Source organism: Halorussus salinisoli, from assembly GCA_005239435.1.
GTDB lineage: Archaea > Halobacteriota > Halobacteria > Halobacteriales > Haladaptataceae > Halorussus > Halorussus salinisoli.
Genome location: SZNP01000001.1, coordinates 1,259,970 through 1,284,816, shown reverse-complemented (window position 1 = coordinate 1,284,816; position 24,847 = coordinate 1,259,970). Strand labels below are relative to the sequence as shown.

Here is a 24,847-nt window from a genome sequence, read left to right as displayed (position 1 = left end):
GAAACTGCGTCTCAACGCGACGTCGAGTCGGTCGGGGATGCGTACTCGGTAGCGAGCAGTCCCTCCGCACCGGCGGTCGTGACGCAGGAGACGAACGCGATGGTGCCGAGTTTCCCGCCCGCTCCGGGGAAGGCGGCCGCCACCGCCAGGAAGACCAGTCCGCACACCGCGCCTGCGAGCGCGACCCTCCCCTCGCCGCCAAGTCGCTCGGTCGAGGACATCCCGACGAACGACGCGCAGAACGCGACCACGGCCAGCGTCTCGCCCGATCCGGACGGAATCGCAGGGAAGCCGAGACCCGCGACGAGTCCGACGAACGCCGAGGCGACGACCGGCCCGAGACCGGCGTGGACGCTCAGCCAGTAGGTGAGGACTGCTGCGACGAGTACCGCGAGCGCGTCCAGAGCGTCTCCTCGTTCGAGTTCGGGGGCATCCGACGCACCGAGCGCGCGTTCGCGTTCGGTCGCCGCCGCGACACCGCCAGCGAGAACCAGTCCGCTTTCGAGACCGACGATAGCCGCCGTGACGCCGCCACCGAATAGCGCGCGGACGAGCAACGCGACCGGCGTGAGCAACAGTACGGCTAGCCTGCGAGACGAATCGGCGCGTACACGCACACCCGTAGTCGAGCAACTGCTGTAGTGGGTTTCGGTTCCGGTTCCGATTACCGCAACGGAAAACCGCAGGGCTGCGCCGTCACGGATACGGATGGAGGTCGCGGTCGGGCCGGAACTCGAAGCCCAACTCCGCTGGCACATCGCGGGCGCGTTCGCCGAAGAACGACTCGCCCGTGAACAGCGGTTGGGCCTCGGGCACCAATACCCGAACCGCCTCGAACCCCAACTGCTCGACGTCGCGGGTCGTCAGGCGCGCGGCGTAGGCAGACAGGTCGGCGTCGGCGAGTCGGTCGAGAACGGCGTCGAGTTCGTCGCTCCCCGCTGGCGGGTCGGCCGGGCCGACGCTCGCGCCGGGAATCGTGGTTTCGGGCGTCACGAACTCCCGGGCCGCCTCCGGGAAGTCGGCGTACCGACCGATTGCGCCCTCGGCGTCGGCGGCGGCGTCCTCGCCCATCGACCGCAACTCCATCCAGTTCTGGAGCGCCTCGGCCAGCGCGCTACTGGCCGCGGCGTCCGGGTCGAGGTCGGCGTCCGAACCGACCGCGAACCGCGGCCACTCGCCGTCCCGATGCACGGCGACCGCGACCACGGGCACGTCCACGTCCTGCGTGACCAGCAGCGGCGTTACAGTTATATTCTCGGCGCGTGCGCGCGACCGCAAGGTCTCGAATCGCTCGCTCTCGACCGCGAGTCCGAGCGGGTCGAACGTGGAGTACCACGAGAGCATCGTTGCGTCGCGCTCGACGACCTCGTAGAGACCCGACAGCAGGGCCTCGACGGTCGAACTGCCGAGGCCCAGACCCGTCGTGATGGAGGGCTTGTAGCGGACCTCGGGCGGCGGGAAGTGGACGAACTCCGCCGGAAGATGCGTCGATTCGCCGGTCCGGAGGTTCTGGCCGTCTCGCCACGCCAGTTCTTCGTCCGGGCCAGCGTCGGCCCATCCGTCGGGCCGGACGAACGCCGCCGGTCCGACCGCCGAATCGAGGTCGGCCGGGCGCGCGGTCTCGAACTCCTCGGTGCGGTAGACGCCCGCGGCGTAGCGTTCGAGTGCCTCGCCGAGCGCCTTCATCAGCGCCTCGTTCCAGTCGGCCGAGACGCCCGCGGCTTGTTCGGCGGCCTGTGCGTCGCTGAACCCCGTGGTGTCGGCGAGTTCGGCGAGGTAGTACGGTGCGGGGAAAGACTCGGCCTCGCCGATAGCCGAGACGACGCCCGCGCGCTCGTCCACGGCCCGTTCGGCCCGAGCGAGCGCGTCCTCCAAGTCGGTGTCTGCGTACGCGCGGTCGAGGGCCGGGTCGGCCTGCGCGCTAGTTCCGGCCCTCTCGCTGCAGACCGCACAGCCCGGCATCGGAAGCAGGGTACGCTCGGCGTGGGGCACCTCCACGACACCGCCGAGAGCCGAGGAGTCGCCGCCAGCCAGCAGGGTCGCGGCTTCTCGGCCTGCGAGCGCGCCTGCGAAACGCGCGCTCGTGGGCGTGAGTTCGGTATCGGCATCTCGGTCTGCGTCTCGCTCGTCGTCCAGATTCGCCGCGACTCGCGCCTGGAGACAGTTCCAGCAGGCAGTTCCCGGAGCGAACCCCGAGACGGCGGCTTCGACGCCCGCAATCCCGTGACCGCCCACGCCGCCGATTTCGACCGCGAGCCACGGCGTACCGGCCTCGCGCGCCGCGCGATTCGCCTCGGCGAAGGCGTCGTCGTCCGTCTCACCTGCGACCACGGCGAAATCGCTGGCCGCGACGCGCCGGGAATCACACTCGACGGTCTCGACCTGCACGTCGGCGAGCGCCGTCGTCACGGCGTCGATTGCCGGACCCGCGCCGACGAGTCCGACGGTCGGTGTACTCATGACGGCATCGAAGGGGGGAGACCGGAAAAGCGCGGTGCTATCGTTCGGGAGCTACTTCGCGAAAAAGTGACGAGTTCGCCGGGTCAGTGCAGCAGGCTCTGGGCCGCACTCGCGAGTTGGTCGGTCTCGGCGTTGCGAAGGTCGTCGTTGGCCAGCTTCAGGCGCAGGCGCGGTCGGCCCACGTCGATGGGGACCTTCTCGGTGCCGATGAGACCCATGTCTTCGAGCTTGGTCTTCGTGCGCGAGAACGTCGCCTTGCTGGCGATGCCGACGTCTTCGCCCCACTTGCTGATGTCGTACAGCAGGGCCTCGTTCTTCGCGGCCACGAGCAGACTGATGGTGACTTCGTCGAGTCCGTCGCCGTCGCCACGCGCGGTCTCCATCGAGGACAGCACCTCGTCGAAGTCCTCCTGGGCTTCGGGGCTGATCTCCTCGCCGAGCGTGTCGCGGACGCGCGAGAGCGGCGGCGTGCGGAGCGAGAACTCGTCGGCCGACTCGAACTGCTCGGTGTAGGAGTCGTTGGCTTCCGAGACGAACTCGGCGTCGTCGGCCGTGAGGCCGCCCACGCGGTCGTCGGCCGTCACGAGCGCGATGACGACTTCGTCGGTGACGAGCAGGGAGTTGCTCGGCACTTCGTCGGTGGTACGCAGTTCGAGCGACCCCGCGTCGATGAGGTCGGCGGCGTTACTGGCGACGATGAAGTCTTCCATGACGTCTTTCAGCGTCCCCGACTGCGCGAGCATGCGCAAGGTCGGCAGGTCGCCTTCGTAGTCGGTAGCGACGTTGATTAACTGTTCGATAGCGTCCTTCGACGGATTGACCACGAGCATCGTGTCCGGCGCTTCGTCGATGACCGTCCGAAGGATTTCGGCGATTTCTTGGTCGAGTAAATTCGATTCGGTCTCCATGTACCGACAAACGTTTTACCCCTACTTAATTTTAACGTTAGTAACGGGGGGAAATCACGGATTATCCGGGAAGACGTGGTGGTCAGTTATACAATTCTAATCGAAGACCGAAATCGGTTTTGGGTTCCACGGGTACTCGCACTCTAATTAATAGCTCGAGGAGAAATCGGAAGACGGAGCGGCGATTAGTGAGCCTTATTCCGGATTCGAGATGGAAGGAGGTAGGATTAATGACGCGTTTCCTGTGTTATTCTCCGTATACTGGCGTATGAAAGATACGAAACAATAAAGAGGTGGTGTTGTATAACACGAAACACGCCATGCAAGGCAAAATTCGACAGTGGTTCGTTGACAACCCGCGAGCGATGGACGCAGCGTACGTGATGATGTTCGGTACCTCGGTTTTCTGGGAACTCAGTATGCAGGAAGCGGCTGGCGCGACCAGCGGTCCCTAAGAGCTTCTGATTTGGTCGGAGAGTTCCTCCGACCAGAACAAATCGCCGTCGTACACGAACGGCGTTTTCGCGCGTTCTAAGAAGGGAAGAAGTTCCGACCGGTCGAGCACGAACGTCGACTCGGTTCCGTGAAGTCGAGGTTTCTCGTCTCCATCTCGATACACCTGAAATATCCCGCCGACGTTCGGCATCGAGAGTGTCTTGTATTCGACTTCGTACCGGTCGCCGCTCTCTTCGAGGGTTGCGATGGCCGGATACCGATTGTCGCACTGGGTCAACTGGTGAGTTCCGTCGCCGACCACCGCGTAGTCTTTCCCCATCATGATGCGACGGCGGGCGAGTTGGATAGCGTGGGCGATGTCGTAGCCGTTGATGAGCAACCGGGAGAACGCCACACCGACCTTCGCGGCCTGCTTGTTCAGAACTTTCGTGAACGTCACCGCGCCCGCGACGCTTCCTTTCGTCACTAGATCCCTGCCCTCGTAGTACGAACCGCACGCGTTCAGGAAGAACGTCTGGACGTTGCTCTCCTCGATGTCCGAGACCGAGAGATTCCCGTCGCGGCACCGAAGGCCGTCTTTCTCGCAGTGGCCGATGTAGTGGACGAAGTCGTGTGGCGACTCGAACACCTCGGCGAGTTCGGCTTTCGAGAGGTGTTCGTGGACCGTCACCTCGATGGGGAGATGCTTCGCGCGTTCCTCGTAGATGTCGGCGACAGTCTCGTGTTCGCCCACCATCTCCTCGTCGTTGAGGATGACCGTCACGTCGATGTCGCCGCCCTCGTCGAGGTATTTGAAGCGGTTTTCGTAGGCCTCGGGAATGGCTTTGAACACGTCTATCGGTACGCCGTCGGCGAGCCACCCGTTGACCTGCCCCTCGTAGAGGACGGGGTCGCGCCTGTCGACTGACTTCACCGGACCGGGGCCTCTTCGGGCCATCCCGGTAGTGGGCTTCGGCGGTTGCCTCTCCGGAGGGGCCGCGCGATAGAAGTCGTCGATAGACTTGTTTAGCAGTTCGTCTTTCTCCAAGTCGGTCGACTCGGGGAGGTAGACGAGGCTGAGGGTATCGAGGAAGTACGGAAGCGACGTGGCGTTGTCTGCGCGGGGGCTGATGTGCATGGCGAAGTGCCACTCCGGCAACTCGTCGTCGATGCGTTCGTAGGGCGCATCGAGATACGTCGCCAGTTGTTCGGCCGGGGTCGCCTCGTAGGTGGCTTCGGCGTCGATACCGACCGCGTCCAGCATCGAGAGTTCGGTCAGGTCCCAGCTGTACTCGCCCGCATTTCGGACGAGGCAGTCGAGGAAGAACACCCGGCAGAGCACGTCAGTGACTTCGTGCTGGAACCCCGGAAGCGGGGTGAACCGGTACTCGACTCCCGATTCGGGAGCGCGTAACACGGGCGACCGCCGGTCTTCAACCCGCATCTCAGCCTGCAGGTAGTAGGCGAGCGGGGCCGCGACGAACGCGTACTCGAAGCTATCGGGGACGACCAGTTCGATACCCACGTCGAAACGCTCCTCCCGGACCGGGTCGGGAATGTCGGTCTCCTCGCCGAGTTCGAGGCGCGGTGGGTGGCCCCGAAGCGTCGGATACGACCGGTCAGGACCCGTGACCTTGTGGGACGACGAGAGGTTCGTGACCGCCGTCGCCACGCCTTCGGGCGTCGGCGGGACGGTGACTGTGTCCACAGGTTCTTCGTGATGGCTTCGGAACCCGAACGTCACGAGCGTCGGTTCGGGAAAGGAGACGTGGAGTTCGTTGTAGTCGTCGGTCTTCGAAATCGTCACAGCGCCGGAGAACCGGAGGTACGTCTTCACGTTGAGACTGACGTTGAGTAGGTAGTCGCCGTCGGGAAGGTCGAGCGAGTCGGCGTCACCGCCGTGCTTGTACTCTTCCCCGGAGTCGAGTCCGGTAGCCTTCACCAGGGCCGGTGGCAAACCGATCTCGGACACGTAGCCCGACACCGTCTCGTCAAGCGGGCGTTCGATGTCGTAACCCGCGTCGACCGCTTCCCACGCGTCGGTTTCGATAGACACCTCCGTCTTCGTGCGGTCGAACACCCGCAACCCGGCGTCAGTCTCCTCCCACTCTATCATGTCGGCGTTGTACAACGTGTCTCACCCGGTCTTTATATTTTTGTCGCCCGGGGTCGTCCCCTCGAAAGGTAAGCTTATACTCCGGGACGCACCGATTTTTGGTATGAAGTACGACCGCGTTCGTGATGTAGACCCGAAGGTCGCAGATGCCCTCGAAGCCGAGGTAGACCGCCAGCGCGACACGTTGGCGATGATTGCGAGCGAGAACCACGTCAGCGAGGCCGTGTTAGAGGCCCAGGGGAGCGTCTTCACTAACAAGTACGCCGAAGGGTACCCCGGGTCGCGCTACTACGGCGGGTGCGAACACGTCGATACGGTCGAGGAGTTGGCCATCGAGCGCGCGAAGGAACTCTGGGGGGCCGAACACGTCAACGTCCAGCCTCACTCGGGCACGCAGGCCAACATGGCGGTCTACTTCGCCATGCTCGAACCCGGCGACAAGATTCTGTCGCTCGACCTGACCCACGGTGGCCACCTCAGCCACGGCCACCACGCCAACTTCACCGGGCAGTTGTACGACGTCGAGCAGTACGAGGTCGACCCCGAGACGGGGTATCTAGACTACGAGGCCCTGCGCGACCACGCCGAGGAGTTCGACCCCGACATCGTCGTCTCGGGCTACTCGGCGTATCCCCGCGAGGTCGAGTGGGAGACGATTCAGGAGGCCGCCGACGCGGTGGACGCCTACCACCTCGCGGACATGGCGCACATCACGGGACTCGTCGCCGCGGGCGAGCACCCCTCGCCGGTCGGCGTCGCCGACTTCGTGACCGGTTCGACCCACAAGACCATCCGTGCGGGGCGCGGCGGGATAGTCCTCTGCGACGAGGAGTACGCCGACGACATCGACTCGGCCGTGATTCCCGGGATGCAGGGCGGTCCCCTGATGCACAACATCGCCGGAAAGGCGGTCGGGTTCGGCGAGGCGCTCGAACCGGAGTTCGAGGAGTACGCGGCTCAGACCGCCGCGAACGCAGAAGCGCTCGGCGAGAGCCTACAGGAGAACGGCTTCAGTCTCGTCTCGGGCGGTACCGACACCCACCTCGTGCTGGTGGACCTCCGAGAGTCCCACGAGGACGTGACCGGGAAGGACGCCGAGGAGGCCCTCGAAGACGTCGGCATCGTCCTGAACGCCAACACCGTGCCCGGCGAGACTCGCTCGCCGTTCGTCACGTCGGGCATCCGAGCGGGAACGCCCGCGCTCACGACTCGCGGCTTCGACGAGGAGGACTGCCGGTACGTCGGCGACCTCATCGCTCGCGTCGTGAACAACGTGGACGACGAGGACGTGAAGGCCGAAGTCGCCGAGGACGTGCAGGAACTCTGCGAGGCGAACCCCCTGTACGAGTAGACCGAACTTCGCTGGCCCCGTAATCGGAAATTAACGCAGTTATCGTATCTTTTCTTATCTCACTTCCGGTCGAGACTATCAGACTGGAGAGTCCGGACAGCGTCGGTACGAGCCAGTTCGATGCAAGTACGTGTATCAAACGGTGCGAGAACGAGAGGAAATACGCACGAACCCGAGGGTTGAAGGGGTTCGGCGTTCCTCCTTCGAACGATGACAGAGGTAATCGACGGCGACGCCGTCGCCGAGGAGATTCGCGCCGACCTGCAGGACAGCATCGAGGCGCTGGCCGACGCGGGCGTCGAGGTCGGCCTCGCCACGGTGTTGATGAGCGACGACCCCGCCAGCGAGACCTACGTCTCGATGAAACAGCGCGACTGTGAGGAAGTCGGCATCGAGGGAATTCACGTCGAGTTGGACCCCGAGGCTCCCGAGTCGGACCTCCACGACACCATCGCGGACCTGAACGACGACCCCGAGGTCCACGGCATCCTCGTCCAGATGCCCGTCCCGGACCACGTAGACGAACGGGAGGTTCTCCGCGCGATCGACCCCGAGAAGGACGTGGACGGCTTCCACCCCGAGAACGTCGGCCGTCTCGTCGCGGGTCACGCTCGCTACCGGCCCTGTACGCCGCACGGCGTTCTGAAGCTACTGGAGTCGGCGGGCGTCGAGACCGAAGGTGCCGACGTGACCATCGTCGGCCGGTCGAACATCGTCGGCAAGCCACTGGCCAACCTCCTGATGCAGAAGGCAGACGACGGCAACGCGACCGTGACGGTGTGTCACTCCCGAACGGACGACCTCGCGGCGAAGACCCGACAGGCCGACGTGGTCGTCGCGGCCTGCGGCGTCCCCGAACTCGTCGACGGGTCGATGCTCTCGGAGGGCACGACGGTCGTCGACGTGGGCGTCAACCGAGTGGACGCCGACAACGACAAGGGCTACGAACTCGTCGGCGACGTGGACTTCGAGAGCGCGAAGGAGAAGGCGAGCGCCATCACGCCGGTCCCCGGCGGCGTCGGCCCCATGACCCGCGCGATGCTCCTCTACAACGCCGTCAAGGCCGCCGGACGTCAGGAAGGCGTGGACGTAGACCTCCCCTGAGGTCGCTCGACGCTACCGGCGTCTGTCGGCGTCCACGATATCTTCGGCCCGCTCCCGGATGCGCTCGCCCTCCCGCCTCGCTTTCTGCTGATTGTTGTACGCGTACGGCGCGTAGGTCTCGCCGCTTCCCTCGACTCGTCGGTCCTCGGCCTCTTCGGGAGCGTCGGCCGACGACCGCTGGCCGCGCGACCGTCGCTTCTGCCCGACGAGGAGCGCGACGACGACCGACAGGACGGCAAGTCCGCCCAACCGGACGAGCAGCGCGGCGTCGACGCTCGGAACGAGGTCGGCCGCCGACGCGAAGTCCGCGCCGACGAACCCCCACTGGACGAGTACCGGGGCGACGACGAGCAGGACGACCGCGAGTTTGACTGCCTGACGCAACCGTGAGGTTGCTTTGGTCGCCATGCCTAGAGGCAAGTTAGCAAGTGACAAAAGCGTTGCCCGCGGAGACGTTCAGGCCGCGAGTCGGTCGAATCGATCGCGCGCGCTCGCCAGCGCGTCGGCGTCGTCCTCGCGGAGGAATCGGCTCACGTCGCGGGCGGCCGCCACGAGCAGTTCGGCGGTGTCGGCGTCCACGTCGCCGTCGAGCGCCTGCACGCGCTTGACGTGTTCGTCGAGTGTTTCGAGCGCGTCCCGAGCGCTATCGCCGAGAGCCGAGGAGTCCCGTTCGTCGGCCCAGTCGGCCATTTCGCGGCGGTACTCGTCCACTGCGTCGGCGTAGGCCAAGCCCCGAATCGGGTGCATGGACTTCGGAACCTCGTCGGGCGCGGGACGCTGATCGGTCTCGTCGTCGGGGGCGTCCGCGCCGCGGAGGAGCGCGAGGAAGTACCACTCCTCGTCGTCGCTCAAGTCCAGTCCGCGGCGTACCACGTCGGCGGCGTGGCGGAGTTCCTGGGCCGCGAGGTAGGTGTCGTCCAGCGGTTGGAGGTCGCCGCCGCGGACAAACCCGCGCTTGCGGACGTACTCGCGAGCGGTCTCGCCCGCGCGGTCGGCGACTTCCCGAAGCGGGCGGGCGTCCACGGCTTCCCGGACCTCGGTCAGGTCGAATTCGGCCGGACCGTCGGTGTGAAGCCTGCGCTCGGCGTCCACGCCGACGCTCCGGAGACTGCCGCAGTCGGGGCACTCGACGCTTCCGGTCTCGTAGTAGGACCACCGCGCGCCGCAGTCCTTGCACTCGCGCTGGCCGCGAACCTTCATGTCGGTCACTTCGGCCGCGGGACACAAAATGCTCGCGGACTCGGAGACGCTCGCACACGGAACGCCACGACAGGAGACTCGCGCCAGCGAACGCTGCGGAGAGCGACCCGGAGTTCACCTCAAAGCTTATACTGAAAAGCGACCTAAAATAGCGCATGGAAGAGGGTGGGAAACGCCGACCCCTCGCGTTTCGCGTACCGGTCGCCGACGACTACTGGCACGAGTACGGCGTCCCGCTCGGACTGCTCATGGTGGCGCTGTCGGCGGTGACGGTGCTGGCCGCGCGCGACCTCGGAGACGGCGTGGTCGTCGGCGCGACGTTCGTCGGGCTATCAGCCGGGGCGGTACTAGCCGGTCTGGTGGTCTACAACGTGGTGGTGGCGGCGCTCATCGCGGCGAAGCGGTGAGTCGCTCGGACCGTTCCGGACATTTATCACCCCGCTCGCACTACACTGTCACGCTATGTCGAGCCACGGCCTCACCGAGGCGTCCGAGGATAGAGTAAGTCGCCAGTCGGCGGCTGGTCGAGAAATTCCGTGCGGAGTCTGACCGCTGTTCTGAACCGGACCGTTCCGACCCGGAGCGTACCAACCCCGACGAGACGGTCGTAGTAACCGTCGCGGGCGAGACCCACGAGCTCACCAGAGCCGAGGCCGACCAGCTACGGCAGGCGCTCGGCGAGGCGCTGACCGAGCGGCGGGAGTTCGTGCGCACCGTCGGCAGCCACCGCGAGGACGGTAGTTACGTCGTCTCCCGCAGGCGCGCGGAGTCGGCGGGCCACCGGAAGGTGTTCGAGAGCTTCGCCGAACTCCGGCGACTCTACGACCGACTGCCCGGGGAGTTCACCGCCGCTGACGTCGAGCGAACCGGACTGACCGGCGGTCGGCGACACATGCTGGTCCACCACCTCGCAGAGCATCCGGCCTTCGACTGCGAACTGGCGAAGCGCCAGCCCCTGACGGCGCGAAAGCGCCCGTCTTCCGGAGGTGAAACCGGAGACTGACGCCGCCGGGCGAACGCTTTTCGCCCTCGATTCCGACGAGTCGGACATGGAACCGCGACCATCGACGTTCTCCATCGTCGCGCACGACCCGGACACCGAAGCGGTCGGCGTGGCGGTCCAGTCGAAGTTCGTCAGCGTCGGCTCCGTCGTCCCGTTCGCCAGCGCCGACGCCGGAGCTATCGCCACGCAGAGTTTCGCCAACGTCGCCTACGGCCCGGACGGTCTCGACCGCCTGCGCGAAGGCGAGTCGGCCGAGGAAGTCGTCGCGTCACTGACCGACGACGACCCCGAAGCCGCCCAGCGACAGGTCGGCGTCGTCGGGCAGGACGGCTCCGTCGCCGGGTTCACGGGCGCGGAGTGCTTCGAGTTCGCCGACGACCGGCAGGGCGAGACCTACACCGTGCAGGGCAACATCCTCGAAAACGAGGACACCTTGGACGCGATGGAAGACGCGTACGAGGAGACCGAGGGCGGCCTCCCCGAGAAACTCGTCGCGGCACTTCACGCGGGCAACGAGGCGGGCGGCGACAAGCGCGGCGAGCAGAGCGCGGCACTCTACGTCGTCAAGCCCGAGGGCGGTTACGACGGCAAGAACGACCACTGGATAGACGTGCGCGTGGACGACCACGAGGCACCCATCGACGAACTCGAACGGGTGTTCAAAATCTACGACGTGACCCTGCTCGAACGCGAGGAACCCGACGAGGTACGGGAACTCTCGGGCGAGACCGCGGCGGAGGTCACGGCGACGCTCGCGGATCTCGGGTTCTACGAGGAGAGCGAGGCGCAACGCGCCTCGGAAACGAGCGGTGAAACCGCGAGCGTCCCCGACTCCGATTTCGGTCCGAAGGAGCGCGACGCGCTCGAAGCGTTCCGCGGGATGAACAACTTCGAGAATCACGACCTCGCGGTCGTCGAGGACGCGCTGGCCCGCGGGTGGGAGGACGCGGAAGGCGACGGCGAAGACCGGATGGTGGACGCCATCTGGCACGGCCTGTCGCGGCTCGACCGGAAGTAGCAGGAAGTGGCGTAGAGTTATATTTTCCATTGTTTGATGTATTTATAGCTTGCTAGAAGGCAGAGATACATTTCCTTCCCACATCGGTACCCGCTGGTGCGGCGCTATTACGCCGCGCCAACCGCGTGAGGTCGTCGGCGCGGAGCGCCGACGGCCGGAGGACGCGGGTCGTCCTCCGGTGTCTGCGCGAGCGAAGCGAGTGCAGACTCGGCAGACGCCGTTTGTCTGCCGGTGGACGAACGAGTGACCGGAGGGCGCCAGGAGACGTTCGAGGTTCGGACCGAATCGCGCCCCACGCTCTTCCCACCGAACTCATTACTCACGAAACCAAACCACCTGCACATGAGAGACGAGGAGGAGATCCGCGAGCAGTACGAGTTCCTGAAAGAGCACCTCGACGACGAGAACATGCGCCACGAGGGCGTCAGGCAGATGTTCACGTACTACAAGCGGGCGCTCGGGTGGGTCCTGGAGGAAGAGCACATATAGCACATATAGCCCACCTAACACCCCGGAAAATTACGAGCGAAAGGTTCTGAAAGTGGTGATATCTACCGGTACCGGTGCAAGGTTCCGACGGCGTTAGGTTTAAGTTGTTAGGGCGTTTTGTTTCAGGTGACGCTTCGCTTGGAGGGCCGAAGCGTCAGCGGGGACCAATTCAGGGCGGCAAGCGGTTCGCGGGGCTTTTTCACCCCCGCGTGTTCCGCTTTCCTTTCCATATTCACTTTCCGAGAGTGACCACGAGTAGTTAGCTGACGCTTCGTCCGGATACCGTTTCGCTCGGATACTGTTACGTTCGGATTCGTCGTAGAACGTCGGTCTCGGCGGTGTTACTGGATGTCCAGCGAGGCGTCGGTCCCTCCGCCGTCGCCGCCGTCCTCGTCCCACTCGAGTTCGAACTCGATGCTCAGTTCGCCCGACCCGCCGCCGCTCGGCGTCTCGCGTTCGGCCTTCACCTCGAACGTCGGTTGCGCGGGCGGGTCGAGGGTCACCGACTGGTCGCCTGCAGACAGGGTGATGTCACCGCCGGACTCCAGTTTCTCGGCGACGGTCCGGAGGTAGTTCGCGACGTCGGTTCGGTCCATTCGGCGTTCGGTCTCGAACAGCACTTCTTCTGGCATACGTACCGATTGAGTGGCGAAGCGCATAAGTTCGCCGCCCGTGCGTCCTGACGCTGGCCGGAGAAGTCCGTGCCCACCCCGAGACGTACCGGAGACGTGCCACCTCGGTTACACGCCGAGAGTCGGCCACGAAGGGCCGTCATCTTCATTTCCCTCGCTCTCATAATTGGTACGTTACCGATGCACGACCTGACAGGTTTCCAACGCGACCTGCTGTACGTCATCGCCGGGCTGGACGAACCGCACGGACTCGCTATCAAGGACGAACTGGAGAACTACTACGAAAAAGAGATTCACCACGGTCGGTTGTACCCCAACCTCGACACGTTGGTCGACAAGGGACTGGTCGAGAAGGGCCAGCGGGACCGGCGAACCAACTTCTACACGCTGACTCGGCGTGGCGACCGCGAAATCGAGGCCCGCAGGGAGTGGGAGGCCCAGTACACCGACCCGAACATCGAAGCCTGAGCGGTCCACCCGGGATGGCGACGGTCGGTCCCCGCACCACTCTCGGACACGTTCGACGGAGGTCTCCTATATAGCCGAAGGGTCGGTCAGCGGTCGGGGGCTTCGGCGTCGGTCACTTCGCTGTCGGTCCCCTCGGCGTCGGTCGGTCCGCCAGCCACCTCCTCGGCGTCCGTCACTCCACCGTCCGTCTCCCCCGCGTCTGCCGAGGATTTCCCGGAGCGGAACTCCTCGGTCGTTCGGGTCGCCGACGGTTCGCGGTCGAAGAGGTAGGTCGGGTCCACGGCCCACGGTCGGATGGCCTCGCCAGCGACCAGTTCCGGGAGGACGACGCGGACGAAGTGGACGACCAGGACGAGTATCATCGGGCCGAGGAAGATACCGTACCACCCGAACAACAGCGGACCGAAGATGTAGGCTAGCATCACGAGACCGACGTGGAGATTCCGGCCCGAGACGTACGGTCGCAACACGAGGTCCGGAATCGTATCCACGACCACGAGCGAGACGACGAAGAACAGCGCCGGGAACCAGAGGTACGCCGGGTCGGCCAACACCGTTTCCAGGCCGAGATACGCCGAAACCGGGAAGTAAACCAGTTTCATCCCGACGATGGGAATGAGGCTGGCCGCTCCGGTCAGTAGACCCAGCAGCGTCGGGTACGGGATGACGAGTTCGGTCGGCGCGATCATGTTGATGACATTGTACGAGGCCGCACCGATGGTTCCCGTGAGCAGGGCGTTCAGGATGTTGCCGAAGAAGATGCTGTTGAAGTCCCTGTCGACCGCCCGGACGTACGCCTCCACGACACCGCCCTCGTCGCCGAACTGCCGCCGGAAGAACCGCGAGAGTTTGTGGTCGTCCCGGAGCAGGTAGAACGCGATGGCGATCATCACGAACAGGTGGAGCACCGCGTTGCCGATGAAGCCCACGTACTGGAACGCCGACTTTCCGATTTCGCCGACCAGCGCGGGGTCGGGATTCGCCAGCAGTTCCTCGGGACTCCGGGCGAGCGACGAGACGTCGATGTACGGTTGAATCGTCGTCTGGAGACCGTCGACGTCGGTCCGGTTCGCTATCCTGTCGAACTCCTGGAGCGCGATTGCGCCGGTGTAGGCCATCAACAGCAACACCGGGAGCGCCAGCGCGAACAGCGCGGTGGCGGCGGCCAGACTCGCCGGGCGGACGCGCCGGCGGAGACGCTTGTACACCGGCCGAGTCGCGTAGTAGAGGAAGACGCCGAAGACGAAGGTGCCGACGAACGAGTAGATGACGAACAGTACGGCTACGCCGAGTACCAGTCCGACGAACCACCAACCGGCGCGCGCCCGGTCGATATCTAAACCGCCGACCATACCCATGGCACGGTAGCGCTGTGGTAAAAATGTTCGCAGTCAGTAGGGTTTCGACCCGCCGACTTCGCGGCGCGTCGTTCGAGCGGAGTCTCGGTCCTGACTCCGGCCGCAGCCCCGAATCCGGCCCCGAACTGGAACTCGAAACCGGACTATCCAGGGGAGATATTTTATACTTACGTGTACTTAGTAAGGGAAGTGCCGAGTATCGTCGACTTCCTCACGAGAGTGCCCCTGGACAGTAACGTCGTCCGCATCGCCCTCGCGGCGGCGCTCGGACTGTTCCTCGGACTGGAGCGTGAGTGGTCACACAAACCCGCCGGGATTCGGACCTTCACCCTCATCAGCCTGCTCGGTGCGGTGTTCACGCTGCTCGACCGCGACGTGCTTCTCATGCTCGGGGGCCTGCTCGTCATCGTACAGGGCGTCCTGCTCGCGGTCCAAGGGCTGATCGACGAGGAGGAAGAAGGACTATCGCTGACGACTTCGGTGTCGATGCTGGTCGCGTTCGGCGTCGGCGCGCTCGTGATGCAAGGGTTCATCCTCGTCGGCGTCACGGTGGCAGTGCTGTCGTCGATGCTACTGGTCCTCAAGCGTGAACTCCACAGTCTCGCGTGGGGGATGTCGCGCCAGGAACTCCGGTCGGCCGTCGAGTTCGCCATCCTCGCGTTCGTCATCTACCCCTTGCTCCCCGACGAGGAGTTGGCCTTCGGCGTCGAACCCCGCGTGGTCTGGCTGATGGTCGTCACGGTGGCGGCCATCGGCATCGTCAACTACGCCGTCGTGGAGACCTACGGCGGGCGCGGCATCGCCGTCACCGGCTTCTTCGGCGGGCTAGCGTCCTCGACCGCCGTCGTCGGGACGATGCTCGACCACGTGCGCCAGCGCCCGGAAGCGGCCTCCTACGGCGTGGCGGCGATCTTGCTGGCCGACGCCGCGATGGCGGTCCGGAATCTGGGCATCGCGCTGGCGTTCTCCGTCGGACGCGAGAAGCCGATTCTGTACGGCGCAGTGCTTCCGCTCGGGGCGGTCATCCTCGGGAGCGTCGCCATCGCGGCCTACACGGCCGACTGGTCGGAACACGTCGATATCGACCTCGAGAGCCCCTTTTCGCTACGGAACGCCCTCGGGTTCGGGGCGATCTTCCTGCTGGTCATCGTGGGCGGCGCAATCGCCCAACAGCAGTTCGGGTCGGCGGGGTTCTACGTGACGGCCCTGCTGTCGGGGCTGGTCTCCAGCGCGGGCGCGACCTCCTCGGCGGTCCTGCTCTACCGGGCGGGGACCATCGGCCACGGGACCGCCGTGTTCGGCATTCTGCTGGCGACCGCCTCCTCGATTACGGTGAAGGCCGCGCTGACCATCTCCGGACCGAACCGGTCGTTCAGCTACCGGGTCGCGGCGTGGAGCGGCGTCCTGCTCGCGGGGTCGGCCATCGCCGCGGTGTTGGCGATAGTGTAGCTTTCGGCGCGGTAACTCGAATCTGTTGCAATTTTTGCTGGAAGCGCAACGAACCAATTCAATTAAAGGGTGTCTCTCCATACCCCGTGTCATGGACCGAGACACCACGGAACCAGTGGTCGATAGCATGCCCGGAGAACGGGCCCGAGAGTGGGCCGACTATCACCACCAGTTCTCCGCTCCGAGTACCTACGTCTACGACTTCGTGTGGGACTTCACGAAGGAGGCGGCGGGTCCCTTCTGTACCGACGTGGACGGTAACGTCCTGATGGACTTCACCAGCCACGTCGCGGCCGCGCCGCTGGGGTACAACAACCCCAAAATCATGGAGAAGTTCGAGGAGTTCGATCTCGTCGACCCCCTCAAAATCGCGGGACAGGACTTCTACGCCGCGGGTGGCTGGCCGCCCGAGGAGCCAGAACTGCCGGGACCGACGCAGCTCATGGACCGGCTGACCAGCCTCACCACCCACTACGACCTCGACACCGTCTTCCTCTCGAACTCGGGTGCCGAGGCGATCGAGAACGCCATCAAAATCTGTTACGCACAGGGCGGCCACCGCGCGTTCACCTTCGACGGGGCCTTCCACGGCCGGACGCTCGGTGCGCTCTCGCTGAATCGCTCGAAAGTGAACCATCGGAAGGGCTACCCCGAAATCGGCGGCGTGGTCTCGGTTCCCTACCCCTCGACGCGGGAAGCCTACGAGAAGAAGTGGCTCACCGACGGTCCCGGCGGGAACGTCGTCGCCGACAAACTCGACCCCGACCAGGGCGTCATCGACCCCGAGGAGGTCGCCTATCTCATCCTCGAACCCGTGCAGGGCGAAGGCGGCTACCGGATTCCCCACGAGGGCTTCGTCAGCGACCTCGCCGAGATTCGGGAGCGCTTCGACGTGAACGTCATCGCCGACGAAATCCAGTCCGGGATGGGTCGGACCGGCGAGATGTGGGGCATCGACCACCTCGACCTCGAACCCGACGTCATCACCTCGGCGAAGGGACTCCGCGCCGGCGCGACGGTCGCCAACTCCGACCTGTTCCCCAAGGAGAAGGCCCGCCTCTCCTCGACCTGGGGCGCGGGCAAAATCGTGGACTCGATGCAGGGCGTGTTCACCATCGACGCCATCCACGAGTACGACCTGCTCGACAACGCCACCGAGCGCGGCCGACAGATGACCGAACTGCTCGAAGACGCCGACCTGCCGAACGTCACCGACGTCCGGGGCCGGGGCCTGATGCTCGCGGTGGAGTTCGACACCAAGGAGCGCCGCGAGGCCGTCGTGAAGGCGGCGCTGAAGCGCGGCCTGCTCACCCTCGGCTGTGGCTACAAGACGCTTCGACTCCTGCCGCCGCTCGACGTGACCGAGCGCGAAATCGAACTCGGGTTCGACCTCTTCCGCACGGCGGTCGAGGACGTGGCCTGAGCGGTTCTCGCCGGTCTTTCGCTCGTTTTCGACTCTCGCGGTTCTACTCTCCTCGATTCGCTACTCCAGGGCCAACAGGTGATACGCCGACTCCCCGGTCTGGGCGACGACGTAGAGGACGCCGTCGTCCAGCGTCGATCCGGGACCGACTCGACCGTGGAAGCTCCGTTCGAATCGGACCGCGGGACCGTCGGCCAGCGGCACCGACTTCGGCGTCGGATCGAGCGCGTAGAGGGCGTCGCCGCCGACGAACAGCGTGTCGCGGCCGAGCGCCGGGGCGGTGTGTCGCCAGTCGCCGGTGTCGAACCGCCACCGCTTCTCGCCGGTGTCCGGGTCGAGCGCGTGGAGGCCACTCGTTCCGTTCGCGTAGAAGTACTTCTTCGCGGCCAGACCGCCGCTCGCCCACCCGGTCTCCGTCTTCCAGTCGATACCCCGTCGCGGTGCGTTTTCGAGGACGATACCGTAGGTCCGGCCGTCGAGGCAGTTGACGTACACCGCATCGGTATCGGCCGTCGGTGGGGCCTTCGGCGTGGCGGGGAGATTCCACTCGCCCGCGCCGACGCCGTCCGGTCCGACGAGAAACAGTTTCCCGGCCTCGCTGGCGACCGCGACGTAGTGCCCGGAGTAGACGGCGGGCGACCCGAGGAGTCGGCCGAAAAGTTCGCGCGACCAGTCGACCTCGCCCGTCTCGGGGTCGAGGGCGAAGAGGGTCTCGTCCGCGGGAGCGTAGAGTCGTTCTCCGGCGTAGGTCGCGGGCGCTCGCACCGAGGCGTTTTCGCCGAACGTCCGCTTCCAGCGCGATTCACCGGTCTCGGGGTCGAGTGCTACGAGGCCGTCGGTCGTCCCGGCGTACAGCCGTCCCTCTCGAACGAGCGGGAGCGTCCGAATCTCGGCGTTGCGCCACAGTTCGGACCCGTCGGCGGTGTCGAGGACGCGGAGACCGTCGGAGAGTTGGTAGACGCGGCCGCCCGCCACGATAGGTTCGTGCTGGCGGAGTTGGGGAATCTCGACCCGCCACCGCTCTGTCACGCCGTCGGTCGGGGCCTTTCCGTCCCCGACCGCGCGGGTGTTTCCGGCGTTACATCCGAAACTCGACCAGTCGCCGTTCGCGCCGTAGACGTGTTTCTCCGGGGTCGGCAGTTCGTCTACGCCGGGTTCCGGTGGTTCGTCCGGTGTCGACCCTGCCAGCGTCGTACATCCGGCGAGCGTCGTCGCTCCGAGGGCGGCGAGGAACGTCCGTCGGGAGGGCATACGATCGGCGTCGTGTTCGTGGAAGATAGGCTTTCTCACGTTTTCCGAGGATCGCCGCTCGACGCGCGGAGAGTCTCGCCGAGAAGATTGATAACACGAATCGCCTAACTCGTCGGTATGTATCGGCTCGACGACTCCCTGCGAGAGGAGTCCTCGCTGGCGACGCGACTGCTCGGAGCTATCCGGAGTCGGGTCGCGGGCGCGCTCGGCGTCGCCGCGGTCTTCGCGGTAGTCGCGCTTCCCGACCCGCTTCCGGCGTACCCCGCCGGAGCCTACGCGGTCGTCGGTGCGGTCGAGGGCATCGGTCTCGCGGTCGCGGCCGAGAATCTGCTGTGGCGGCCAGCCAAGCGGTTCGACTGGACGCGCGCGAGTCGGCGGGTCGGCGGCGTCGCTGCGGCCGCCGCGCTGTTCGTCGTCGCCATGGCCGCGCTCGGCGTGGACCTCGGCCCGCGCGACCGGGCGCTGTTGGCCGGGTTCTGCCTGTCGGGACCGGCCGCCATCGCCGCGCTCGACTACCTCAAGGCGCGGGTGCAGGCCGACCTTCGCTCCGGCGACGTGTCGGCGTAACAGACCGGCGCGGTCGGTGCGACGGTCGGGTCGCTACGCCACCGACGCCGCGGCTATCGCGTTCAGTCGGAGTTTTCGGCGACGGCAGGCGAGTCGGTCCGTGGTTTCGGGTCGGCGTTCGCAGTCGAATCTCATGCGTTCGTTTCCCACACGTAGTACTCGGGGCCGGAGCGCAATAATAGTAATCTGAATTATGTTTTTGTAGTCGGTCGGACTGTACTGCGTTTCAGTACCGTGTCCGAGAGGTGCCATCTGAACTCCGGGCAACGAGAGCTTTTAGTCCGCCCGCCGTCTTCCGGTTGGTATGAGTCAACTGGCGGCACGCGAACCCGAGGTGCGGAGCTTCGAGGCGACCGTCGCGGACGTGGACGGCGGCGCAGTCACGCTGGACGAGACGTACTTCTACGCCGAGAGCGGCGGCCAACCGGCCGACCGCGGGACCCTCGGCGGCGTGGGCGTCGAGGACGTGCAGAAGCGCGACGGCGACGGTGAAATCGTCCACCACCTCGCCGACGACCCCGAGTTCTCGGTCGGCGAGACCGTCCGCGCGGAAATCGACGACGAGTTTCGGACCTACTGTATGCGGGCACACACCGCGAGTCACGCCCTCTACGGTGCGGGACGGAAGGTGCTCGACGAACTGGGCTACGGCGGGTTCGACATCGGCGAGCGCAAGGTCCGGGTGGACTTCACGACGTCGACGGACATCACCGACGAGACGCTGGCGGAACTGGAGCGTCTGACCAACCGCGCGGTCTGGGACTCGCTCGACGTGTCGTGGGAGGAGATTCCCGAGGAGGAGGCCCGCGAGCGCGACGAGGTGGCGTTCAACACCAAGACCGAGGAGGGCGTGATGAGCGACTCGGACACGGTGCGCGTGGTCAGTATCGACGGCTGGGACTGGGCGGCCTGCGGCGGCACGCACGTCGCCGACACGGGCGAAATCGGCCCCGTGACCGTCCTCGACCGGTCGAACCCCGGTGAGGGACTGACCCGCGTGGAGTTCGCGGTGGGACCGACCGCGATCCGCCGCCGGGCCGCGGACGTGCGCGCCGCCCGCGAAGCCGCCCGGACGCTCGACGTGGGCGTCTCGGAACTTCCCGAGGCCGCCGAGCGAGTCAGCGAGCAGGTCGAGCAACTCGAAGCAGACCTGAGCGACGCGAAGGAGGCGGTCTTGTCGGCCCGTCTCGCGGAACTCCGCGAGAACCCGGTCGAGCGCGACGGCGACGAGTGGCTGGTCGGGACGGTCGCCGATTTCGGCCCGAACGAGGTCGCCGACCGCGCCAGAGAACTCGCGAACGGCGACGGGGACGGAGACGCACCCAACGCAGTGGTCCTCGCGGGCGAGGACGGCGCGACGTTCGTGGTCGCGGCGACCGGCGGAGAACCGGAGGCGGGCGACGTGGTAGACGAAGTGACTGCGGAGTTCGGCGGCGGCGGCGGCGGCAGTCCGACGTTCGCGCAGGGCGGCGGTCTCGACGCAAATCCGAAAGAAGTCGTGACGTATCTACAGAAGTGAATAAGACAACTATACTATTATCTTGAGTGTATTTTTATTTCTCTTGGAGGTGTTTATTTCGTTCAGATAAGTTAGCGCGGCGCGCTCGCGTGCCGCGCCAACCGCGTTGAGGTCTACGTGAGCAAAAGTCGCAATCGAGACAAATATCTAATATTTCCGCCCGCCATCGCAACGTTCCAACGAGCGAAACTCCGACGAGGGAGTATCGGAGCGAGGGACCGTCGTCTCGTTATTTAAAAACAGTGACCACATGAAGACTTATTCCACTAGGTTCACTACCGCTCTTATGAGCGAGCGGGCAGAGGCCTCCGAAACGGATTTCTGGGAGGACGCCGACGAGAGCGAGGCCCTTCGACGCTATCGGACCGTCGTGAACGCGATAGACGACGGAATCTACCAACTCGACGCCGAGGGGCAGTTCGTCGCGGTCAACGACGTCATCGTCGAGATGACTGGGTACGCCCGCGATAAACTCCTCGGCGAACACGTCTCCGTCCTCCTCGATACCCACGACGTCGCGGCTATCGAGCGCGAAATCGAGCGACAGCTATCGGGTGCCGACGGTGGACGTGAGACGTTCGAACTCGGAGTGGAGACCGCCGACGGCGACCGGGTCTCTTGCGAACTGCGATTGAATCTGCTCGTAGAGGACGGTGCGTTTCGAGGGACCATCGGGGTGATTCGCGACGTCTCCGACCGGAAGCGGACCGAACGGGAACTCGGCGAGCGCGAACGCCAACTCGAACGCGCCCGCGACCTGACCGACGAAATCGTCGAGTCCAGTCCGGTCGGCGTCGTGGTCCTCGACAGCGACGGAACGGTCACTCGCACCAACGAGCGGGCCAGGGAGATACTCGATATCTCCGAAAACGAACGAGAGACGTTTTTCCCCTCCGATAGACCCGTCTACGACGAACACGGGCGACCCGTCTCCGTCGACGAGCATCCCTTCGCACAGACGCTGGAGACCGAGGAACCGGTCTACGACCGGTTGCTACAGGTCGAACACCCGGACGGCGAGCGTCGCTGGCTCTCGGTCAGCGCCGAACCCATCCTGTCCGACGACGGCGATATCGACCGGGTCGTCACGACCGGCGAGGACGTCACCGACATCAAGCGACGCGAACGCGAACTGGAGAGCGAACTGAGCGAGATTTTCGGACGGGTCACGGACGCGTTCTACGCGCTCGACGCCCAGTGGCGGTTCACGCACGTCAACGAGCGCGCGGAGGAGCTAATCGACTACAAGGGCGAGGGTCTCGTCGGCGAGGACTTCTGGGAGGTGTTCGAGTGGGCCACCGACTCGGAACTCGGCGAGGAGTACCGGACCGCGATGGAGACCCAGGAGCCGACCTCCTTCGAGTTCTACTATCCGGAACCGCTGGAGGCGTGGTACGAGGTCCACGCGTACCCCTCCGAGACGGGACTCTCCGTGTACTTTCAGGACATCACCGAGCGCAAACAGCGCGAGCGCGAACTCGAGGAGAGCGAACGTCGGTACCGGACGCTGGTCGAGAGTTTCCCGAACGGGGCCGTCGCGCTCGTGGACGACGACCTCCGCTATCGGACCGTGGGCGGCAACCCCCGCGACGTCGCGAACGTCGGGGCCGGCGAGATAGAGGGCCGTCCGGTCCGGGAAGCGTTACCGAAAGCGTTGGCCGACGAACTCGCTCCGCGCTACGAGGCGGCGCTCGACGGCGAATCCAACTCGTTCGAGGCCGAGTACGACGACCGCATCTTCGAGTTCCAGATGGTGCCGGTCCGCGACGACGACGGCGACGTGTTCGCCGCGCTGGGGATGTCGTGGGACGTCACCGACCGCCGGGAGTACCAGCGGAAACTCGAGGAGTCCGAGCGCCGGTACCGGACGCTCGCCAAGAACTTCCCGAACGGTGCAGTCTCCGTGTATGACGAGAACCTCTGCATCGAACTGACGCAGGGTTCCGTGTTGGGCGAGACGCTGCCGAGTCGGGACCGAATCGAAGGACGGACGGTCGCGGACGTGTACCCCGAGTCCATCGTCGAGGATCTCGACCCGCTGTTACGGTCCGCCGTCGAGGAGGGCGAGACCGGCAGGGACCAGTTCGAGTTTGGCGGGAGCGTCTGGCAGGTGTGGGCGACACCGCTCCGCGACGCGAACGGCGATATCTTCGCCGGGCTTAGCTTCATGCAGGACATCACCGAACAGGTCGAGCGCGAACGGAAACTCGAAGAGGCCGTCGAGAAACTCGAAGAGTCGAACGAGCGACTCGAGAGTTTCGCCAGCATGCTCGCCCACGAACTTCGGAATCCCGTCACCATCGGTCAGATTTACACCCAACAGCTTCCCGACGAGTCGGCCCCGGAGACGGTCGGGTACGTCACGGAAGCGTTCGACCGAATCGAGGACATGATAGACGTCATGTTGATTCTGACCAGGGGCCGGGACGCGGTCGGCGAAAGTAGTCCGTTGTCGCTGGCGGAGGTCACGCGGGACGCGTGGGAAGGGGTGGACGCGCCCGACGCGACGCTCGAAGTCGAACTCGACGAGGTGACGCGGGCCGACGAGACCTACGTCCAGCACCTGTTCAGAAATCTGTTCGAGAACGCAGTACAACATGGAGGCCCGGACGTTACTGTCGAGGTCGGGGAGTTGCCGGACGGGTTTTACGTGGCCGACGACGGCGACGGGATTCCGCCCGAGGACCGTGACGCGGTGTTCGAAGCCGGATTCACGACGGCGGCCAGCGAAGGGGGGACCGGACTGGGGTTGGCGTTCGTCCAAGAGTTGGCCGATGTGTACGGGTGGACGTACGAAGCGACCGAGAGCGGGACGGGCGGCGCGCGATTCGAGTTCACCGACGTGGAGTTCGTCTCGGGGGAGTAAATCCGAACCCCGAACGCAGAACAGGCAACTTTTTCCACGCACTCCTCAACAACTCCACCATGAACCTCTCCGACGAGCAACGGGCCATCCGCGACGTGGTGCGCGAGTTCGCGGTCGAAGAGATACGCCCGACCGCGGCCGAGTGCGACGAAGACCAGACGTTCCCCGAGGAGGTGTGGGACGGTCTCGCCGACCTCGAAGTCACCGGCATGACCGTCCCCGAGGAGTACGGCGGTCTCGACGTGGACCGACTGACGTACAGCCTCGTCAACGAGGAAGTCGCTTACGGGATGCTCTCGGTGGCGACCGCCCTCTCTGTCCACTCGCTGGCGACCTCCTGCATCGCGGAGTTCGGCGACGAGGACCAGAAAGAGCGGTGGCTCCCGGACATGACCGAGGGCCGCCCCGTGGGGGCCTTCGCGCTCTCGGAGCCACAGGCCGGGTCCAATCCGGCCGAGATGACGACGGAAGCGAAGCGCGAGGGCGACGAGTACGTCATCGACGGCAAGAAGCAGTGGATTACCAACGGCGAGCGCGCAGGCGTCGTCGTCCTGTTCGCCAAGACCGACCGCGACGACCCGCGGTCGGTCACGCAGTTCGTCGTTCCGAAGGACGCCGACGGTCTCGAAGTCGGCAAGAAGGAGGACAAACTCGGTCTCCGGGCGAGCGACACGACCTCGCTCGTCTTCGACGACGTGCGAATCCCGGCGGAGAACCGACTGACCGAGGAAGGCAAAGGACTCTCGGCGGCGTTCCACATCCTCACGGGCGGACGCATCGGCATCGCCAGCCAGTCTGTGGGTCTCGCGCAGTCCGCGCTGGACGAGGCCGTCGCGTACGCCCAGGACCGCGAGCAGTTCGACCAGCCAATCGCCGACATCCAGACCATCCGGCACAAACTCGCCGACATGAAGACCCAACTGGAGGCCGCCCGCCTCCTGACGAGGGACGCCGCCCGGAAGGACGACCGCGGCGAGAGCGTCGAGATGGCCGCCAGCATGGCGAAGTACTTCGCCAGCGAGGCCGCAGTCGACGTGACCAACGAGGCGGTCCAGATTCACGGCGGATACGGCTACACCACCGACTTCGACGTGGAGCGCCTCTACCGCGACTCGAAGATTACGACCATCTACGAGGGCACCTCCGAAATCCAGAAGAAAGTCATCGCCAGGAAGCTGTTGGAATAACGACGGAGGAGTCTAAAAGAGCCGAAACAGTCGCCACACTTAT

General features: G+C 65.3%; 23 protein-coding genes. 14 read left to right on the top strand and 9 right to left on the bottom strand.

All coding sequences use genetic code 11. From position 1 onward, the window contains the following. Positions 1-11: 11 nt before the first annotated feature. The 3 genes from E2484_RS10825 to tbsP form a co-directional block, all read right to left on the bottom strand. Entirely contained in the window at positions 12-617 is a 606-nt protein-coding gene (locus E2484_RS10825) for a hypothetical protein (RefSeq protein WP_137285200.1), read from the bottom strand. 79 nt (positions 618-696) lie between these two features. Further along, positions 697-2,460, bottom strand: a complete 1,764-nt coding sequence (locus E2484_RS10820) for a YcaO-like family protein (RefSeq protein ID WP_137285199.1) — start codon at positions 2,458-2,460, stop codon at positions 697-699. 83 nt (positions 2,461-2,543) lie between these two features. Continuing rightward, positions 2,544-3,368, bottom strand: coding sequence for a transcriptional regulator TbsP (tbsP, locus tag E2484_RS10815; protein WP_137285198.1), 825 nt, complete (start codon positions 3,366-3,368; stop codon positions 2,544-2,546). A gap of 320 nt (positions 3,369-3,688) precedes the next feature. On the opposite strand from tbsP, the gene E2484_RS25500 reads away from it, so the two are divergent. Beyond that, positions 3,689-3,823 carry a hypothetical protein gene (locus tag E2484_RS25500; protein WP_321112357.1) on the top strand — a complete coding sequence of 45 codons (135 nt, stop codon included), beginning with the start codon at positions 3,689-3,691 and terminating at the stop codon, positions 3,821-3,823. Here the strand turns inward: E2484_RS25500 and E2484_RS10810 are convergent. Then, complete coding sequence (locus E2484_RS10810; RefSeq protein ID WP_137285197.1) at positions 3,820-5,919, bottom strand: hypothetical protein; 2,100 nt, start codon at positions 5,917-5,919, stop codon at positions 3,820-3,822. The genes E2484_RS25500 and E2484_RS10810 overlap by 4 nt on opposite strands. Before the next feature lie 103 nt (positions 5,920-6,022). Between E2484_RS10810 and glyA the strand changes: the two genes are divergently transcribed. Then, on the top strand, positions 6,023-7,270 hold the full coding sequence (glyA, locus tag E2484_RS10805) for a serine hydroxymethyltransferase (protein WP_137285196.1): 1,248 nt from the start codon (positions 6,023-6,025) through the stop codon (positions 7,268-7,270). Positions 7,271-7,480: 210 nt separating this feature from the next. Next, positions 7,481-8,374, top strand: a complete 894-nt coding sequence (locus E2484_RS10800) for a bifunctional methylenetetrahydrofolate dehydrogenase/methenyltetrahydrofolate cyclohydrolase (protein ID WP_137285195.1) — start codon at positions 7,481-7,483, stop codon at positions 8,372-8,374. Between the two features lie 12 nt (positions 8,375-8,386). On the opposite strand, the gene E2484_RS10795 is transcribed toward E2484_RS10800, so the two are convergent. Beyond that, positions 8,387-8,782 carry a hypothetical protein gene (locus tag E2484_RS10795; protein ID WP_137285194.1) on the bottom strand — a complete coding sequence of 132 codons (396 nt, stop codon included), beginning with the start codon at positions 8,780-8,782 and terminating at the stop codon, positions 8,387-8,389. A 48-nt stretch (positions 8,783-8,830) separates the two neighbouring features. Next, a complete protein-coding gene (locus E2484_RS10790; protein WP_137285193.1) occupies positions 8,831-9,574 on the bottom strand; it encodes a DUF7117 family protein in 744 nt (247 codons plus the stop codon). Between the two features lie 155 nt (positions 9,575-9,729). Between E2484_RS10790 and E2484_RS10785 the strand changes: the two genes are divergently transcribed. The 4 genes from E2484_RS10785 (at position 9,730) to E2484_RS24920 (ending at position 12,084) form a co-directional block, all read left to right on the top strand. Continuing rightward, positions 9,730-9,981, top strand: coding sequence for a hypothetical protein (locus E2484_RS10785; protein WP_137285192.1), 252 nt, complete (start codon positions 9,730-9,732; stop codon positions 9,979-9,981). A 113-nt stretch (positions 9,982-10,094) separates the two neighbouring features. Further along, on the top strand, positions 10,095-10,577 hold the full coding sequence (locus E2484_RS25980; protein WP_394347905.1) for a DUF7528 family protein: 483 nt from the start codon (positions 10,095-10,097) through the stop codon (positions 10,575-10,577). Positions 10,578-10,623: 46 nt separating this feature from the next. Beyond that, positions 10,624-11,595, top strand: a complete 972-nt coding sequence (locus E2484_RS10775) for a DUF1028 domain-containing protein (protein WP_137285190.1) — start codon at positions 10,624-10,626, stop codon at positions 11,593-11,595. Between the two features lie 342 nt (positions 11,596-11,937). After that, complete coding sequence (locus E2484_RS24920) at positions 11,938-12,084, top strand: hypothetical protein (RefSeq protein ID WP_170977297.1); 147 nt, start codon at positions 11,938-11,940, stop codon at positions 12,082-12,084. Positions 12,085-12,425: 341 nt separating this feature from the next. On the opposite strand, the gene E2484_RS10770 is transcribed toward E2484_RS24920, so the two are convergent. After that, positions 12,426-12,716: an amphi-Trp domain-containing protein gene (locus tag E2484_RS10770; protein WP_137285189.1), complete on the bottom strand. Its 291-nt coding sequence runs from the start codon at positions 12,714-12,716 to the stop codon at positions 12,426-12,428. A gap of 180 nt (positions 12,717-12,896) precedes the next feature. Between E2484_RS10770 and E2484_RS10765 the strand changes: the two genes are divergently transcribed. After that, positions 12,897-13,184 (top strand): PadR family transcriptional regulator, encoded by a 288-nt coding sequence (locus E2484_RS10765; protein WP_137285188.1) that lies wholly within the window; start codon positions 12,897-12,899, stop codon positions 13,182-13,184. A gap of 86 nt (positions 13,185-13,270) precedes the next feature. On the opposite strand, the gene E2484_RS10760 is transcribed toward E2484_RS10765, so the two are convergent. Next, positions 13,271-14,536 carry an AI-2E family transporter gene (locus tag E2484_RS10760; protein WP_137285187.1) on the bottom strand — a complete coding sequence of 422 codons (1,266 nt, stop codon included), beginning with the start codon at positions 14,534-14,536 and terminating at the stop codon, positions 13,271-13,273. 195 nt (positions 14,537-14,731) lie between these two features. On the opposite strand from E2484_RS10760, the gene E2484_RS10755 reads away from it, so the two are divergent. After that, positions 14,732-15,991 (top strand): MgtC/SapB family protein, encoded by a 1,260-nt coding sequence (locus E2484_RS10755; protein ID WP_137285186.1) that lies wholly within the window; start codon positions 14,732-14,734, stop codon positions 15,989-15,991. A 91-nt stretch (positions 15,992-16,082) separates the two neighbouring features. Further along, positions 16,083-17,414, top strand: coding sequence for an aminotransferase class III-fold pyridoxal phosphate-dependent enzyme (locus tag E2484_RS10750; protein ID WP_137285185.1), 1,332 nt, complete (start codon positions 16,083-16,085; stop codon positions 17,412-17,414). 60 nt (positions 17,415-17,474) lie between these two features. On the opposite strand, the gene E2484_RS10745 is transcribed toward E2484_RS10750, so the two are convergent. Further along, the gene (locus tag E2484_RS10745) at positions 17,475-18,665 is read right to left on the bottom strand and encodes a PQQ-binding-like beta-propeller repeat protein (protein ID WP_137285184.1); all 1,191 of its coding nucleotides are present in this window, start codon (positions 18,663-18,665) and stop codon (positions 17,475-17,477) included. 117 nt (positions 18,666-18,782) lie between these two features. On the opposite strand from E2484_RS10745, the gene E2484_RS24915 reads away from it, so the two are divergent. The 4 genes from E2484_RS24915 to E2484_RS10725 all read left to right on the top strand — a co-directional run bounded on the left by E2484_RS24915 (position 18,783) and on the right by E2484_RS10725 (position 24,804). Then, the gene (locus E2484_RS24915) at positions 18,783-19,232 is read left to right on the top strand and encodes a hypothetical protein (RefSeq protein WP_170977296.1); all 450 of its coding nucleotides are present in this window, start codon (positions 18,783-18,785) and stop codon (positions 19,230-19,232) included. A gap of 304 nt (positions 19,233-19,536) precedes the next feature. Further along, positions 19,537-20,751 (top strand): alanyl-tRNA editing protein, encoded by a 1,215-nt coding sequence (locus E2484_RS10735; protein ID WP_137285183.1) that lies wholly within the window; start codon positions 19,537-19,539, stop codon positions 20,749-20,751. A 286-nt stretch (positions 20,752-21,037) separates the two neighbouring features. After that, complete coding sequence (locus E2484_RS10730; RefSeq protein ID WP_170977295.1) at positions 21,038-23,617, top strand: PAS domain-containing sensor histidine kinase; 2,580 nt, start codon at positions 21,038-21,040, stop codon at positions 23,615-23,617. A gap of 59 nt (positions 23,618-23,676) precedes the next feature. Further along, positions 23,677-24,804 (top strand): acyl-CoA dehydrogenase family protein, encoded by a 1,128-nt coding sequence (locus E2484_RS10725; RefSeq protein WP_137285181.1) that lies wholly within the window; start codon positions 23,677-23,679, stop codon positions 24,802-24,804. The last annotated feature ends 43 nt before the right edge of the window (positions 24,805-24,847 follow it).

Bases quoted from the DNA above. Each gene is read 5' to 3' on its own strand.
- E2484_RS10785 (WP_137285192.1), top strand. From the start codon at position 9,730: ATGGAAGAGGGTGGGAAACGCCGACCCCTCGCGTTTCGCGTACCGGTC.
- E2484_RS10800 (WP_137285195.1), top strand. From the start codon at position 7,481: ATGACAGAGGTAATCGACGGCGACGCCGTCGCCGAGGAGATTCGCGCC.
- E2484_RS10730 (WP_170977295.1), top strand. From the start codon at position 21,038: ATGAGCGAGCGGGCAGAGGCCTCCGAAACGGATTTCTGGGAGGACGCC.
- E2484_RS10750 (WP_137285185.1), top strand. From the start codon at position 16,083: ATGGACCGAGACACCACGGAACCAGTGGTCGATAGCATGCCCGGAGAA.
- E2484_RS10735 (WP_137285183.1), top strand. From the start codon at position 19,537: ATGAGTCAACTGGCGGCACGCGAACCCGAGGTGCGGAGCTTCGAGGCG.
- E2484_RS10810 (WP_137285197.1), bottom strand. From the start codon at position 5,919: ATGATAGAGTGGGAGGAGACTGACGCCGGGTTGCGGGTGTTCGACCGC.
- E2484_RS10775 (WP_137285190.1), top strand. From the start codon at position 10,624: ATGGAACCGCGACCATCGACGTTCTCCATCGTCGCGCACGACCCGGAC.
- E2484_RS24915 (WP_170977296.1), top strand. From the start codon at position 18,783: ATGTATCGGCTCGACGACTCCCTGCGAGAGGAGTCCTCGCTGGCGACG.
- E2484_RS10725 (WP_137285181.1), top strand. From the start codon at position 23,677: ATGAACCTCTCCGACGAGCAACGGGCCATCCGCGACGTGGTGCGCGAG.
- E2484_RS10765 (WP_137285188.1), top strand. From the start codon at position 12,897: ATGCACGACCTGACAGGTTTCCAACGCGACCTGCTGTACGTCATCGCC.
- E2484_RS10745 (WP_137285184.1), bottom strand. From the start codon at position 18,665: ATGCCCTCCCGACGGACGTTCCTCGCCGCCCTCGGAGCGACGACGCTC.
- E2484_RS10770 (WP_137285189.1), bottom strand. From the start codon at position 12,716: ATGCCAGAAGAAGTGCTGTTCGAGACCGAACGCCGAATGGACCGAACC.
- E2484_RS10760 (WP_137285187.1), bottom strand. From the start codon at position 14,536: ATGGTCGGCGGTTTAGATATCGACCGGGCGCGCGCCGGTTGGTGGTTC.
- E2484_RS10795 (WP_137285194.1), bottom strand. From the start codon at position 8,782: ATGGCGACCAAAGCAACCTCACGGTTGCGTCAGGCAGTCAAACTCGCG.
- E2484_RS10790 (WP_137285193.1), bottom strand. From the start codon at position 9,574: ATGAAGGTTCGCGGCCAGCGCGAGTGCAAGGACTGCGGCGCGCGGTGG.
- tbsP (WP_137285198.1), bottom strand. From the start codon at position 3,368: ATGGAGACCGAATCGAATTTACTCGACCAAGAAATCGCCGAAATCCTT.
- E2484_RS24920 (WP_170977297.1), top strand. From the start codon at position 11,938: ATGAGAGACGAGGAGGAGATCCGCGAGCAGTACGAGTTCCTGAAAGAG.
- E2484_RS10820 (WP_137285199.1), bottom strand. From the start codon at position 2,460: ATGAGTACACCGACCGTCGGACTCGTCGGCGCGGGTCCGGCAATCGAC.
- E2484_RS25500 (WP_321112357.1), top strand. From the start codon at position 3,689: ATGCAAGGCAAAATTCGACAGTGGTTCGTTGACAACCCGCGAGCGATG.
- glyA (WP_137285196.1), top strand. From the start codon at position 6,023: ATGAAGTACGACCGCGTTCGTGATGTAGACCCGAAGGTCGCAGATGCC.